This is a genomic window from Streptomyces sp. NPDC056128 (assembly GCF_042263835.1).
Taxonomy (GTDB): Bacteria; Actinomycetota; Actinomycetes; order Streptomycetales; family Streptomycetaceae; genus Streptomyces.
Map to the genome: position 1 here is coordinate 482,489 of NZ_JBHJVQ010000001.1, position 12,859 is coordinate 495,347.

Annotated in this window: 9 protein-coding genes and 1 pseudogene; 6 read left to right on the forward strand and 4 right to left on the reverse strand. The window is 73.3% G+C overall.

Going from position 1 to position 12,859, the window contains the following annotated elements; all coding sequences use genetic code 11:
* Positions 1–204: 204 nt before the first annotated feature.
* Positions 205–1,710: an MFS transporter gene (locus tag ACFC1X_RS02180; protein WP_376347979.1), complete on the reverse strand. Its 1,506-nt coding sequence runs from the start codon at positions 1,708–1,710 to the stop codon at positions 205–207.
* A gap of 114 nt (positions 1,711–1,824) precedes the next feature.
* Between ACFC1X_RS02180 and ACFC1X_RS02185 the strand changes: the two genes are divergently transcribed.
* Entirely contained in the window at positions 1,825–2,808 is a 984-nt protein-coding gene (locus ACFC1X_RS02185; RefSeq protein WP_376347981.1) for an Lrp/AsnC family transcriptional regulator, read from the forward strand.
* On the opposite strand, the gene ACFC1X_RS02190 is transcribed toward ACFC1X_RS02185, so the two are convergent.
* Entirely contained in the window at positions 2,787–3,668 is an 882-nt protein-coding gene (locus ACFC1X_RS02190; RefSeq protein WP_376347983.1) for a LysR substrate-binding domain-containing protein, read from the reverse strand. The two genes, ACFC1X_RS02185 and ACFC1X_RS02190, sit on opposite strands and share 22 nt — an antisense overlap.
* A gap of 172 nt (positions 3,669–3,840) precedes the next feature.
* Between ACFC1X_RS02190 and ACFC1X_RS02195 the strand changes: the two are divergent.
* Positions 3,841–4,851: pseudogene (locus ACFC1X_RS02195) on the forward strand (bile acid:sodium symporter family protein); the annotation flags it as partial.
* Here ACFC1X_RS02195 and ACFC1X_RS02200 read toward each other — a convergent pair.
* The gene (locus tag ACFC1X_RS02200; RefSeq protein WP_376347985.1) at positions 4,751–6,757 is read right to left on the reverse strand and encodes an exo-alpha-sialidase; all 2,007 of its coding nucleotides are present in this window, start codon (positions 6,755–6,757) and stop codon (positions 4,751–4,753) included. The pseudogene ACFC1X_RS02195 and the gene ACFC1X_RS02200 overlap by 101 nt on opposite strands.
* A 114-nt stretch (positions 6,758–6,871) precedes the next feature.
* Positions 6,872–7,261: a hypothetical protein gene (locus tag ACFC1X_RS02205; RefSeq protein WP_376347987.1), complete on the reverse strand. Its 390-nt coding sequence runs from the start codon at positions 7,259–7,261 to the stop codon at positions 6,872–6,874.
* Between the two features lie 250 nt (positions 7,262–7,511).
* Between ACFC1X_RS02205 and ACFC1X_RS02210 the strand changes: the two genes are divergently transcribed.
* From ACFC1X_RS02210 to ACFC1X_RS02225, 4 genes are read left to right on the forward strand one after another with little or no spacing between them, the layout of a single operon-like run.
* Positions 7,512–9,242, forward strand: a complete 1,731-nt coding sequence (locus ACFC1X_RS02210; RefSeq protein ID WP_376347989.1) for a hydrogenase maturation protein — start codon at positions 7,512–7,514, stop codon at positions 9,240–9,242.
* 55 nt (positions 9,243–9,297) lie between these two features.
* The gene (locus ACFC1X_RS02215; RefSeq protein ID WP_122618983.1) at positions 9,298–10,383 is read left to right on the forward strand and encodes a hydrogenase expression protein HypE; all 1,086 of its coding nucleotides are present in this window, start codon (positions 9,298–9,300) and stop codon (positions 10,381–10,383) included.
* 54 nt (positions 10,384–10,437) lie between these two features.
* On the forward strand, positions 10,438–12,219 hold the full coding sequence (locus ACFC1X_RS02220) for a nickel-dependent hydrogenase large subunit (protein ID WP_376347991.1): 1,782 nt from the start codon (positions 10,438–10,440) through the stop codon (positions 12,217–12,219).
* Positions 12,216–12,794: a hypothetical protein gene (locus ACFC1X_RS02225; protein ID WP_376347993.1), complete on the forward strand. Its 579-nt coding sequence runs from the start codon at positions 12,216–12,218 to the stop codon at positions 12,792–12,794. Before ACFC1X_RS02220 ends, ACFC1X_RS02225 begins: the two co-directional genes overlap by 4 nt.
* Positions 12,795–12,859: the final 65 nt, after the last annotated feature.

Genomic DNA, 12,859 nt, shown 5'->3' on the forward strand with positions numbered 1-12,859 from the left:
CCCGCTCTGGAATGAAGCCCCCGCACAGCGCGGTGAAAGCTACCCCACCCCGGAGAGGGGCGGGAGGGGTGCCAAAATCGAACAGGGCTCATGTTCGCGCTGGTCAGCGAGAGAAAATGCGCTCACATGGGGAAGGGTCGGACAGTTTCCTGACGGTTGAGTAAGTTTCGGTGCCGTAATCTCCACCGAATCTGTACGACCCACTTACCGCCGGTACGGTGTCGCCGGCTCCTTCTCCGCGGCCGGTGCCGCGGCGGCCGTCACGCGGGTGTCGCGGCTCTCCCGGCCGGCCCGCACCAGCACGAGCACCAGTACTCCGGCGACCGCCGCGACCGTGCCTGCGGTCAGCGCCGCGGCGTTCAGCCCGGAGGCGAACGCGGCCCGCAGCGCGTGCGCACCGAACACGCCCTCCAGGGCGTTCGCCGCACCGCCCGCCAGACCGTGCGCCGCGTCGTGCGGCAGCGTGTCCGTCATCCGTGAGGTCAGCACCGTGCCGAACACGGCGATGCCGAGCGCGTACCCGAGCTGCCGGAAGGTGTTGACCGCGCCGCCCGCCATCCCGGCCCGCTCCGCCGGCACCGCCGCCAGCGCCGCGCCCGCGATACCCGGCGACACCAGACCCGTACCGACGCCCACCAGCAGCAGCCCCGGCACCAGGGCGGACGCGCCGGACGAGGCGTCCAGGAACGCCATGGCGAACTGCCCCGCCGCGATCAGCAGCAGCCCGCCCCCGATGGTGAACCGCGCGGGCACCCCGTGCAGCAGCCGCCCGCCCGCCGCGGCCACCACGAACGACGCCAGCGACAGCCACACGAACACCAGCCCGCCCCGCACCGGGCTCATCCCGAGCAGCGTCTGCAGCCAGATGGAGGTGTACGCCATGACGCCGAACGCCGCCGCGTTGAAGGCCAGCGCGCCCAGCATCACGCCCGAGAACGCGGGCCGCAGGAACAGCCGCGGGTCGAGCAGCGGATCGGCGACCCGGCGCTCGACGGCGACGAAGCCGCCCAGCGCCGCCGCCGCGAGGCCGAAGGAGACGAGGGTGCCCGCCTCCGTCCAGCCGTGCGACCCGGCCCGCACCGCCCCGTAGGTCACCGCACCCGCGAACGCCGCGAACGCGGCCGTACCCGCCCAGTCCACGCGGCGGCCGCGCGCACCGCGCGACTCGGGCACCACGCGCAGCGTCAGCCAGACCGCCGCCACGCTCACCGGCAGGTTCACCCAGAAGATCCACCGCCAGCCCGGACCGTCCGTGAGCAGCCCGCCGAGCACCGGCCCCACGGCCGCCGCGGCACCGCTGACCGCGCCCCACACCCCGAGCGCCATCGACCGCCGGCGCCCCTGGTACACCGAGCCGAGCAGCGGCAGCGTGGTGGCGAACATCGCCGCCGCGCCCACGCCCTGCAGTCCGCGGGCGGCGACCAGCATCCCCGGCCCGGTGGCCAGCCCGCACAGCAGCGACGCCGCCGCGAACAGCACCACGCCCGCCACGTGCACCCGGCGCCGCCCCAGCACGTCGGCCGCGGCCCCCATGCCGAGCAGCAGCGCCGCCAGTGCCAGCGCGTAACCGTCCATCACCCACTGCAGATCGCTCAGCGACGCGTGCAGCCCCCGGGCCATGTCCGGCAGCGCGACGACCGCGATCGTCACGTCCAGCAGCAGCATGAACGTCCCGAGGCACACCGCCGTCAGCGGCCCCCATGTACGCATTCCGTCTTCTCCCTGTGTGCGACGACTTCCCGTGCCTCCGTACGATGAGGCGCGCCCGGCCGATCGCGCCGGTCCTCGGCGTCCGGCCGACGAAATCCGACGGGAGCAGCGGTCATGCGGATGGAATCCGACACCTTCGACGAGCTGGACCTGCGCGTCCTCGACGCGCTGGAGGTCAACGGCCGCGCCTCCTTCAGCCGCATCGGGGCGGTCCTCGGCGTCTCCGACCAGACCGTCGCCCGCCGCTACCGCAGGCTGTGCGCCGAGGGCGGGCTGCGGGTGGTCGCCGTGCGGGACGCCCAGCGGCTCGGCCAGGACCACTGGACGCTGCGGCTGCGCTGCGTCCCCGACAGCGCCCCGGCCATCGCGGACGCCCTCGCCAAGCGGCCCGACACCAGCTGGATCGGGCTGGCGGCGGGCGGCACGGAGGTCATCTTCGGTACCCGCCCGCGCAGCGCGGGGGACCGGGACGACCTGCTGCTCGGCAAGCTGCCGCGCACCCCGCGCGTCCTGGAGATCCACGCCCACCAGATGCTGCACCGCTTCTACGGCGGACCCAGCGGCTGGCTCCGCAAGTTCGCCGTGCTCAGTGACGACGAGGTCGCGGCTCTGCGCCCCCGGCACGACCCGGCGGCACGGGAACCGGCCCGCATCGAGCCCGAGGACGAGCCCCTGCTGGCCGTCCTGGAACGCGACGGGCGCGCCACCCACCCGGAGCTCCAGCGGGCCACCGGGCGTTCCGAGTCCGCCGTCAAGCGCCGCCTCGCCGCGCTGTTCGCCTCCGGGGCCGTCTACGTCGACGTGGAGTACCACTCCGAGATCCTCGGCTACCCCACCGCCGCCGTCCTGTGGATCACCACCAGCCCGGCCGCCCTCCACCGGGTCGGCCAGGCCCTAGCCGCGCACGACGAGATCGCCCACGCCGCCGCCACCGCCGGCCCCTCCAACATCATCGCCACGGCGGTCGTCCGCAACACCGCCGACCTCTACGCCTACCTCAGCGGCCCGCTCGGCCGCCTGGAGGGCGTCCAGCACGTGGAGGCGTCGCCCTTCCTGCGCCGGGTCAAGCAGCTCACCTATCCGAGCCCCGCCCGCTGAGGCCGGTGCAGCCGGTCGCCGCCCGCGAGGACCGCCGCCGCCAGCGCGTCCGCCGCGCCCTGCGCGGAGGGCCGGCGCCGGCCGTGCACCAGCACGAAGTCGACGCGGCCCAGCTCGGGCAGTCCGGCCCGGTCCGGGACGCGTACCAGGCCGGGCGGGACGAGCCCGCGCGAGTGCGCCATCACGCCCAGGCCCGCGCGGGCGGCCGCGATCAGGCCGTTGAGGCTGCCGCTGGTGCACGCGACGTGCCACTCCCGGCCCTGCCGCTGAAGGGCCTCCAGCGCGAGCGCCCGGGTGATGCCCGGCGGCGGATAGACGATCAGCGGCACCGGACGGTCGGGGTCGAGGCGCAGCCGCTCCGCGCCGATCCACACCAGCCGGTCGCTCCAGACCGGCTCGCCCCGCGGGTCCTCGGGCCGCCGCTTGGCGAGCACCAGGTCCAGCTCCCCGTCGGCCAACTGCTGGTGCAGCGTGCCCGACAGCTCCACCGTCAGCTCCAGGTCGACCTCGGGATGGTCGTGCCGGAAGCCCTCCAGGATCTCCGGCAGCCGGGTCAGCACGAAGTCCTCCGAGGCCCCGAACCGGAGCCGCCCGCGCAGCCGGGTGCCGGTGAAGAAGGCAGTGGCCTGCTCGTGCACCTCCAGGATCCGGCGGGCGAACCCGAGCATGGCCTCCCCGTCCTCCGTCAGCTCCACCGAGTGCGTGTCGCGGCTGAACAGCTGACGCCCCGTGGCGTCCTCCAGCCGTCGCACGTGCTGGCTCACGGTCGACTGACGCAGCCCGAGCCGCCGGGCGGCCTGCGTGAAGCTCAGCGTCTGGGCCACCGACAGGAACGTACGCAGGTGGGAGGGGTCGTACACGCCACCAGGTTATCGCGGTACGTGATGACAGTCAGAGCGGTATACCGGATTCCCGATCGCAGGGCGGGCGAGCAGGATGGAGCGGGGACCCGTGAGCCTCCGGACGCGAGCCCCCGAACGACCGTGAACAAGCAAGTGGAGCACCGTGAAACGCCTGCGATGGCCCCGTTGGATGCCGATCGACCCGTACATCCTGCTGCTGCTCGGGACGGTGGGCCTCGCGGCGCTGCTGCCGGCCCGCGGCACGGGCGCGGACGTCGCCTCCGGGGCCTCCACCGCCGCGATCGCGTTCCTCTTCTTCCTCTACGGCGCCCGGCTCTCCACCCGTGAGGCGATGGACGGAGTACGCCACTGGCGGCTCCACGTCACCGTGCTGGCCTGCACCTTCGTAGTCTTCCCGCTGCTCGGGCTGGCGTCGCGCGGACTCGTGCCCGTCTTCCTGACCGACCCCCTCTACCAGGGCCTGCTCTTCCTCACCCTGGTCCCCTCCACCATCCAGTCCTCGATCGCCTTCACTTCCATCGCCCGCGGCAACGTGCCCGCCGCGATCTGCGCCGGCTCCTTCTCCTCGCTGGTGGGCATCGTCGTCACGCCGCTGCTGGCCGCGGCCCTGCTCGGCAGCGGCGGGGGCGGGTTCTCCGCCGACTCGGTGCTGGAGATCGTGCTGCAACTGCTGGTGCCGTTCGCCGCCGGGCAGGTGCTGCGCCGGTGGATCGGGGGCTTCGTCGCCCGGCACAAGAAGGTCCTCCAGCTCGTCGACCGCGGTTCGATCCTGCTCGTCGTCTACACCGCGTTCAGCGAGGGCATGGTCCAGGGCATCTGGCATCAGGTGAGCCCCGTCCGGCTGGCCGGGCTGCTGGCCGTGGAGGCGGTACTGCTCGCCGTGATGCTGCTGCTGACCTGGTACGGGGCGAAGGGGCTCGGCTTCGGCCGGGAGGACCGGATCGCGATCCAGTTCGCGGGGTCGAAGAAGTCGCTCGCCGCCGGACTGCCCATGGCGAGCGTCCTGTTCGGCGCCCACGCCTCGCTGGCCGTGCTGCCCCTGATGCTCTTCCACCAGATGCAGCTCATGGTGTGCGCGGTCATCGCCAAGCGCCGCTCGCACGACCCGGAGGTGCCCGCCCCCGGCGACGACACCGCCGCGTCCGTGCCCGCCCCGGTGCGCACCGGCCGCGGGGGGGGCGCCCCCCCGGGGCCGCGCAGCCCCCCCCCCCCCCCCCCGCCCCCGGGGGCAAGGGGAGGTGGGGGTCGGTGTTCCCGACGGCCGGGGGCGGGTCCCCGGCGGCGATCTCCTCGTCGGTCAGCGCCCGGTTCCACACGTGCACGTCGTCGATGGCGCCGGTCAGGCGGGCCCGGCCGTCCACGCGCTCGCCGACGTGCACGCCGAACGGCGAGTCGCGGCCGACCGACCCGGGCACGGCCGCCGTCTCGCCGACCGCCGCGCCGTCCACGAACAGCGCGAGCCGGCCTCCGCCACGGCGCAGCGCCAGGTGGTGCCAGCGCCCGTCGTTGAGCGCGCCGGCGGTGCGCACCCACGCCGAGCGGGGGGCCGCCGAGCCGTCGCGCGCGGTGATCAGCCCCTGCACCCGCCCGTTGCCGGGCTCCGCCCGCAGCCACACCTGCGGCTGCGAGGTCCCGACGCCGCCCATCCACAGCAGCGGCTGCTCCCCGTCGGCCGCCGCGTACCGGAACCGCAGCGACGCCGTGAAGTCCCCGGCCCCCAGCGGCAGCCGCTCGTCGAACGGCAGCCGTACGGCGTCGTCGGCACCGTCGAAGGAGAGCGCGCCGCCCACCGCGCCGGACGTCGTCCCGGCACCGCCGAGCACCGTCGCGGGCGCCGCGCCGGGGGCGAGGTCCGGGGTGGTGGGATCGGTGGCCCGGCGCGGCCGCAGCCAGTCCTCGGTGAAGCGGGCGAAGCGGATCTCGTCGCGGGCGTCGACCGTCCCGGCCTCGTACAGGAGGCCCACCGTCGTGTCGTCGACGGCCACCATGTCGGAGTAGCCGGACCAGTCCCGGGTGACGACCGTGCCGCGGTCCACGCTGTCCCAGGTCGCGCCGGAGTCGTAGGAGGAGCGGACCGACATCGTGCGGCGGCGGTCGGGATCGGCGGGGGCGGAGAGCAGCATCCGGTCGCCCAGGCGGAGCAGGGCCCCCTGCACCTGCGGGGTGTACAGGTCGGGCAGGGTGCGGAAGGGGGCCTCGAAGCTGTCGCCGCCGTCCCGGCTGACGGCCTGGGTGCGGTGGCCGAGGTCGGTGCCCCGCTCCTCCCGGCCGCTGACCAGGAGCGCTCCGTCGGCGCGCTCGGTGAGGGTCAGTTCGGAGGGCTTCTGCCGGAAGGTGCCGTCGGCGGCGACGGGCCAGGTGTCGGTGGCGCCGACCCTCCAGTGCTCGCCGCCGTCGTCGCTGACCACGAGCGCCGCGTGGTTGGCGGTGACCCGGTCGCCGTCCCAGGTCTCGGCGTTGACGCCGACGACGAGCCGCCCGGGGTGGGCGCCGCCGGTGAGCTGGACGCCGTGCACGGGGCCGGTGGCGTACCAGGAGTTCCAGCCGGCCGGCAGGATCTCCGGGCTCAGGTCGCGGGGCGCGGACCAGGTGCGGCCGTCGTCGTCGCTGTACTGGAGGTGGGGCGTGCGGGCGCAGGGGATCGCGCAGTTGGCGGCGTCGGTGCGGCCGGCGTTGTAGGTCTCGGTCAGCAGGATGCGGCCGGTGGCGCGGTCGACGACCGGCGCCGGGTTGCCGTGCGTGTCGCCGCCGCCGTCGTTGACGACCTGGAGCGGGCCCCAGGTGCGTCCGCCGTCGGTGGAGCGCTTGAGGACGATGTCGATGTCGGCGGCGTCCCCGCAGTTCAGGACGCGGCCCTCGGCGAAGGCGAGCAGGGTGCCGTCCGTCGTCCGCACGATCGCCGGGATGCGGAAGCAGGCGTAGCCGCCCGGGTCGGTGGCCGCCTGGAAGAGGACCCGCTCCTCGAACTCCGGTGCCCGGTTCTCGGACCGGGCGTGGGCCGGCAGGGGGGACACGGCCAGGGCGGACAGCGCCGCGAGGGCGAACCAGGGGGTGCGCGCACGCGTGCGGGAACGTGATGACGGCATGGAACGCTCTGCCCTTCGGACGGCTGGTGGGAGCCGGTCGTCCGGACATCAATACAGCAGTACGTTCCGAGCACGTCCTACATGATCACGCGCGTGTCGGCGGCAGCGGCGGGATCAGCCGGGCCGGCGCTTGCCCTTGGGCTCGTCCGCGTCGACTCCAGTGAAGGCGGAGTCGTCCTTCGTGCCGCTCGGGCGCCCGGAGCGGCCCCGGGCGCCGGTGTCCCGCATGCCCTTCTCCGGTTTGCCGCCGCGCTTCTCGCCCCGCCGGGCGTTGTCGGGGGCGACATCGCCGGAGACCGGCGTGCGCTCCTCCTTCGAGGTCTTCCGGCCCGCTCCGCGCTCCGGCGCGTGCTTCTCGGCGTGGAAGGAGCGGCGGGCGCTCGGATTGTCCTGCTGCTGCCGCGTCTCGTCGACGTCCGGCGACCAGCCGTGCTGCTCGCGACCCTGATGACGGCTGGTTCCGTGACCGTCCGACGATTTCGACGACTTGCGTTCCTCGGGCATGTGCCGACCTGCCTGTGCGCTCGCGGGAGGGCACGTCCGTCCGTGCCCAGAACACTTCAAGTGTCCCACTTGTCCGTATGGGCGGCACTTTCGTGTCCCTCGGTCGGAGCCCTGCCATGTGGCCGGAAGCGTCACCCGTGCGGGTGAGGTGCGGGGCTGGTGTCGACGTTCGGGGGCCCGTCTGTCCGACCATCGCAGGCAGCCGGACGCCCACAGCACCGACGCCCGACGCACCCTCGGAAGGGTCGCCATGCGCATCCTGCTCATCGCCAGCGCCTACAACAGCCTGACCCAGCGCGTGCACGCCGAGCTGCGGGACCGCGGGCACGCCGTGCACGCCGAGGTGACACCCCGCGGGAACGACGTGAGCGCGGCCGTCGACCGGCACGCACCCGACCTGATCGTGGCCCCCATGCTCAAGACCGTCGTGCCCCGCGCGGTCTGGACGAGCAGAACGTGCCTGATCGTGCACCCCGGGCCCGTCGGCGACCGTGGGCCCTCCTCCCTGGACTGGGCCGTCCACGAGGGTGCCGGCGCCTGGGGCGTGACCGTCCTCCAGGCCGAGGAGGAGATGGACGCGGGTCCCGTGTGGGCGACGGCGAGCTGCCCGGCGCCACGGGTCGGCAAGAGCGACCTGTACCGCAACGAGCTGGCCGACGCCGCCCTGGACGCCGTACTGACCGCCGTCGACCGGTTCGCGTCCGGCACGTACACGCCACTCGACCAGGGCACACTGCCGAGCGTGCCCGGTGCCCGGACCCGGCCCCCGATGCGCCAGGGAGCCCGCCGCATCGACTGGGCCGCCGATCCGACCGCGACCGTCCTGCGCAAACTGCGCGCCGCCGACTCCCAGCCCGGCGTCCTGGACGAGGTGCTCGGCCGGGAGTGGTTCCTGCACGGCGGCCATCCCGAGCCGCGGCTGCGCGGACGCCCCGGCGACCTGCTCGCCACCCGGGCGGGCGCGGTCTGCCGGGCCACGGTGGACGGCGCGGTGTGGCTTCCCGAGCTGCGGGCCCGCACCGGCGCCGGTGCCCCGCGTGCCTGCAAGCTGCCGGCCACGCTCGCCCTGGCGGCCGGAGTGCCGACCGGGCTGCCCGCCGGACTGCGGGAGGCCCCGGCGCCCGTACTGCCGTCGGCGGACGACGACGGCTGGTCGGACATCCGGTACCGGGAGGAGGGGGCGGTGGGCGTGCTGTCCTTCTCGTTCCCCGGCGGCGCCCTGTCCGCCGACCACTGCCGGCGCCTGCTCGCCGCCTACCGCGCGGCGTGCGACCGGCCGACCTCCGTGCTGGTGCTGGGCGGCGCCCGCGACTTCTTCTCCAACGGCATCCACCTCGGCGTCATCGAGGCGGCGCCCGATCCGGCCGCCGAGTCCTGGGCCAACATCAACGCGATGAACGACCTCGTCGAGGCCGTCCTGACCACCACCGACCGGCTCGTCGTCAGCGCGATCGGCGGCAACGCGGCGGCCGGCGGGGTCATGCTGGCGCTGGCCGGCGACGAGGTGTGGTGCCGCTCCGGCTCCGTGCTCAACCCGCACTACCGGCGCATGGGCCTGACCGGCTCCGAGTACTGGACGTACAGCCTGCCGCGCCGGGTGGGCGCCGCCATGGCGGAACGGCTGACCCGTGAGGCGCTCCCGGTCAGCGCCCGCCGGGCCCGGGAGACCGGCCTGGTCGACCGGGTGGTCGAGTGCGCTCCCGCCCGCTTCACCGACGAGGTCACCCGACTGGCCGAACGCTGGTCGGCCGCTCCCGGGGCCCAGACCCGCCTCGCCGCGAAGAAGGCCGAGCACGAGCGCCGGGAGGCCGTCGCACCACTGGCGGCGGTCCGTGAGCGTGAACTCGACCGCATGCACAAGATCTTCTTCGACCCCGAAGCCCCTTACCACGCGCTGCGGCGGGCGTTCGTCCGCAAGGAGCCGGCGCCGGAGCGGCCGCCGTCTACGGGTGCGAGGTCGGCGGAGCTGGCCGACTCTTAGCCAGGACAAAGGCCGATTCCGTCGGCTTCGCCGTTTTCCTCCCCGGGAGGCAGTGATGAACGCAGCACCCCCGGCCACGGGCGCGGAACCGGACTCCGCCGCGGTCGGCACGGACGAGAAACCGATCCACATCCTCTGGATCAACGCCGGCCTGAGTTGCGACGGCGACTCGGTCGCCCTGACGGCCGCCATGCAGCCCAGCATCGAGGAGATCGCCCTCGGGGCCCTGCCGGGCCTGCCGAAGATCGCCGTGCACTGGCCGCTCATCGACTTCGAGTGCGGACCGGTCGGCGGCTCGGACACGTTCATCGAGTGGTTCTTCAAGGGCGAGCGCGGCGAGATCGACCCCTTCGTCCTCGTGGTCGAGGGCTCGATCCCGAACGAGTCGATCAAGCAGGAGGGCTACTGGTGCGGCTTCGGCGACAACCCGGAGACCGGCCAGCCCATCACCACGTCCGAGTGGATCGACCGGCTCGCCCCGAAGGCGCTGGCCGTGGTCGCGATCGGCACCTGCGCCACGTACGGCGGCATCCACGCGATGGCCGGGAACCCGACCGGCGCGATGGGCGTGCCCGACTACCTGGGCTGGGACTGGAAGTCGCAGGCCGGCATCCCGATCGTCTGCGTGCCCGGCTGCCCCATCCAGCCCGACAACTTCGCCGAGACCCTCACCTACCTGCTCTACCAGGCCGCGGGTTCGGCGCCGATGATCCCGCTGGACGACAAGCTCCGCCCGACCTGGCTGTTCGGGGCCACCGTCCACGAGGGCTGCGACCGGGCCGGCTACTACGAGCAGGGCCAGTTCGCCGAGTCCTACGACTCGCCCAAGTGCCTGGTGAAGCTGGGCTGCTGGGGCCCCGTCGTGAAGTGCAACGTGCCCAAGCGCGGCTGGATGAACGGCATCGGCGGCTGTCCCAACGTGGGCGGCATCTGCATCGCCTGCACCATGCCCGGCTTCCCCGACAAGTTCATGCCGTTCATGGACGAGCCGCCCGGCGGCAAGCTCTCCTCCACCGCGAGCGGCGCGTACGGCGCCGTGATCCGCAGGCTGCGGACCATCACGGCCCGGACGGTGGACAAGGAGCCCAAGTGGCGGCACACCGGCCGCGAGATCACCACCGGCTACCGGCCGCCGTGGTGACATCCCGCACCCTCTCCCGCAGACCCCAACCGAACGAAGGGCAGCACAGACACCATGGCGACCTCGACGACGGCCGGTGACGGCACCGGTCTGGTGGAGATGGCGTGGGACCCGATCACCCGGATCGTGGGCAGCCTCGGCATCCACACGAAGATCGACTTCAAGCAGAAGCGGGTCGCCGAGTGCTACAGCACTTCGTCGGTCTTCCGCGGCTACAGCGTCTTCATGCGCGGCAAGGACCCGCGGGACGCGCACTTCATCACCAGTCGCATCTGCGGCATCTGCGGCGACAACCACGCCACCTGCTCGGTGTACGCGCAGAACATGGCGTACGGCGTGAAGCCGCCGCACCTCGGCGAGTGGATCATCAACCTCGGCGAGGCCGCGGAGTACATGTTCGACCACAACATCTTCCAGGAGAACCTGGTCGGGGTCGACTACTGCGAGAAGATGGTCCGCGAGACCAACCCCGGCGTCCTCGAACTCGCCGAACGCACCGAGGCGCCGCACGCCGCCGAGCACGGCTACCGCACCATCGCCGACATCATGCGCTCGCTCAACCCGCTGGAGGGCGAGTTCTACCGCGAGGCGCTCCAGGTCAGCCGGTACACCCGCGAGATGTTCTGCCTGATGGAGGGCCGCCACGTGCACCCCTCCACCCTCTACCCGGGCGGCGTCGGCACCATCGGCTCGGTCCAGCTCTTCACCGACTACATGTCCCGGCTCATGCGCTACGTGGAGTTCATGAAGCGGGTCGTGCCGCTCCACGACGACCTCTTCGACTTCTTCTACGAGGCCCTGCCCGGCTACGAGGAGGTCGGCCGCCGGCGCGTCCTGCTCGGCTGCTGGGGCGCCCTCAACGACCCCGAGTACTGCGACTTCACGTACGCCAACATGTCGGACTGGGGGCGGCGCATGTTCGTCACCCCGGGTGTCATCGTGGACGGCAAGCTCGTCACCAACGACCTCACCGACATCAACCTCGGCATCCGCATCCTGCTGGGCTCCTCGTACTACGAGGACTGGGAGGGCCAGGAGCAGTTCGTCACCCACGACCCGCTCGGCAACCCGGTCGACCCCCGCCACCCGTGGAACCAGCACACCATCCCGGCGCCGCAGAAGCGGAACTTCGACGACAAGTACAGCTGGGTGATGTCACCGCGCTGGTTCGACGGCAAGGACCACCTGGCACTGGACACCGGCGGGGGTCCCATCGCCCGCCTCTGGTCCACCGCGCTGTCGGGCCTCGTCGACATCGGCTACGTCAAGGCCACCGGCCACAGCGTCGTCATCAACCTGCCGCGCACGCTCACCAAGCCGGAGACCACCTTCGAGTGGAAGATCCCGAAGTGGAGCAACGCGCTGGAGCGCAACCGCGCCCGCACCTACTTCCAGGCCTACGCCGCCGCCGTCGCCCTGCACTGCGCGGAGATGGGCCTCGCCGAGGTCCGCGCCGGACGCACCCAGACCTGGGAGAAGTTCGAGGTGCCCGAGGAGTCCATCGGGGTCGGTTTCACCGAGGCGGTGCGCGGCGTGCTCTCGCACCACATGGTCATCCGGGACGGCAAGATCGCCAACTACCACCCGTACCCGCCGACCCCGTGGAACGCCTCCACCCGCGACACGTTCGGCACCCCCGGCCCGTACGAGGACGCCGTGCAGAACACGCCGATCTTCGAGGAGAACTCCCCGGAGAACTTCAAGGGCATCGACATCATGCGCGCCGTACGCAGCTTCGACCCCTGTCTGCCGTGCGGAGTCCACATGTACGTCGGTGACGGCCGGACGGTGAAGTCCATGCACGTGCCCACCGGACTGAGCGGCCTGGCCGGATGAGCGGCGCGCACGGCGCACTCGACGCGGAGTCGGCCGGCCAGCGGGTCGAGGAGATCCTCGACCGGCTCGCCGCCTCCGGTGACCGCACGGCGTGCGAGGCCGCCGACGAACTGGTGCGCGTCCTCATGGAGTTCTACGGCGCCGGGTTCGCCCGCACCGTCGAACTGCTCGGCCGCGAACCCGGCCGTCCGGCCGCCGGCGCCCTGGACGCCCTGCTCGCCGACGACCTCGTCGCGAGCCTGCTGGTCCTGCACGGACTGCACCCGCACGACGCCGCCACCCGCATCGCCCGCGCCCTGGAGGGCCTCCCGCAACCCGTGGAGAACACCGGCTTCGACCCGGCCACCGGCGAACTGCGCCTGCGCCCGGTCGCGTCCGGCGGCTGCGGCTGCGGCGGCTCCCGTGACGCCGTCGAGGAGTCGGCCCGCGACGCGCTCGCCTGCCTGGCCCCCGAGGTCACCAAGGTCGTCCTGGAGGACGACACGGCAGGGGAACCGGTCCTGCTCCAGATCGGCGCGGGACCCCCGGAGGCCACCGGGGCCGGCGGCCGCCCACCGGCCCGGACGACCCGGTGACCGCGCCCCGGCCGGACGCGGTCACCGCGGAACGGCGGGGGACGGGCGGCCGCCACGATGCCGGG

Coding starts and splice junctions, on each gene's coding strand:
- ACFC1X_RS02200 (WP_376347985.1), bottom strand. CDS start 6,757: ATGCCGTCATCACGTTCCCGCACGCGTGCGCGCACCCCCTGGTTCGCC.
- ACFC1X_RS02210 (WP_376347989.1), top strand. CDS start 7,512: ATGCGCATCCTGCTCATCGCCAGCGCCTACAACAGCCTGACCCAGCGC.
- ACFC1X_RS02180 (WP_376347979.1), bottom strand. CDS start 1,710: ATGCGTACATGGGGGCCGCTGACGGCGGTGTGCCTCGGGACGTTCATG.
- ACFC1X_RS02225 (WP_376347993.1), top strand. CDS start 12,216: ATGAGCGGCGCGCACGGCGCACTCGACGCGGAGTCGGCCGGCCAGCGG.
- ACFC1X_RS02205 (WP_376347987.1), bottom strand. CDS start 7,261: ATGCCCGAGGAACGCAAGTCGTCGAAATCGTCGGACGGTCACGGAACC.
- ACFC1X_RS02215 (WP_122618983.1), top strand. CDS start 9,298: ATGAACGCAGCACCCCCGGCCACGGGCGCGGAACCGGACTCCGCCGCG.
- ACFC1X_RS02220 (WP_376347991.1), top strand. CDS start 10,438: ATGGCGACCTCGACGACGGCCGGTGACGGCACCGGTCTGGTGGAGATG.
- ACFC1X_RS02185 (WP_376347981.1), top strand. CDS start 1,825: ATGCGGATGGAATCCGACACCTTCGACGAGCTGGACCTGCGCGTCCTC.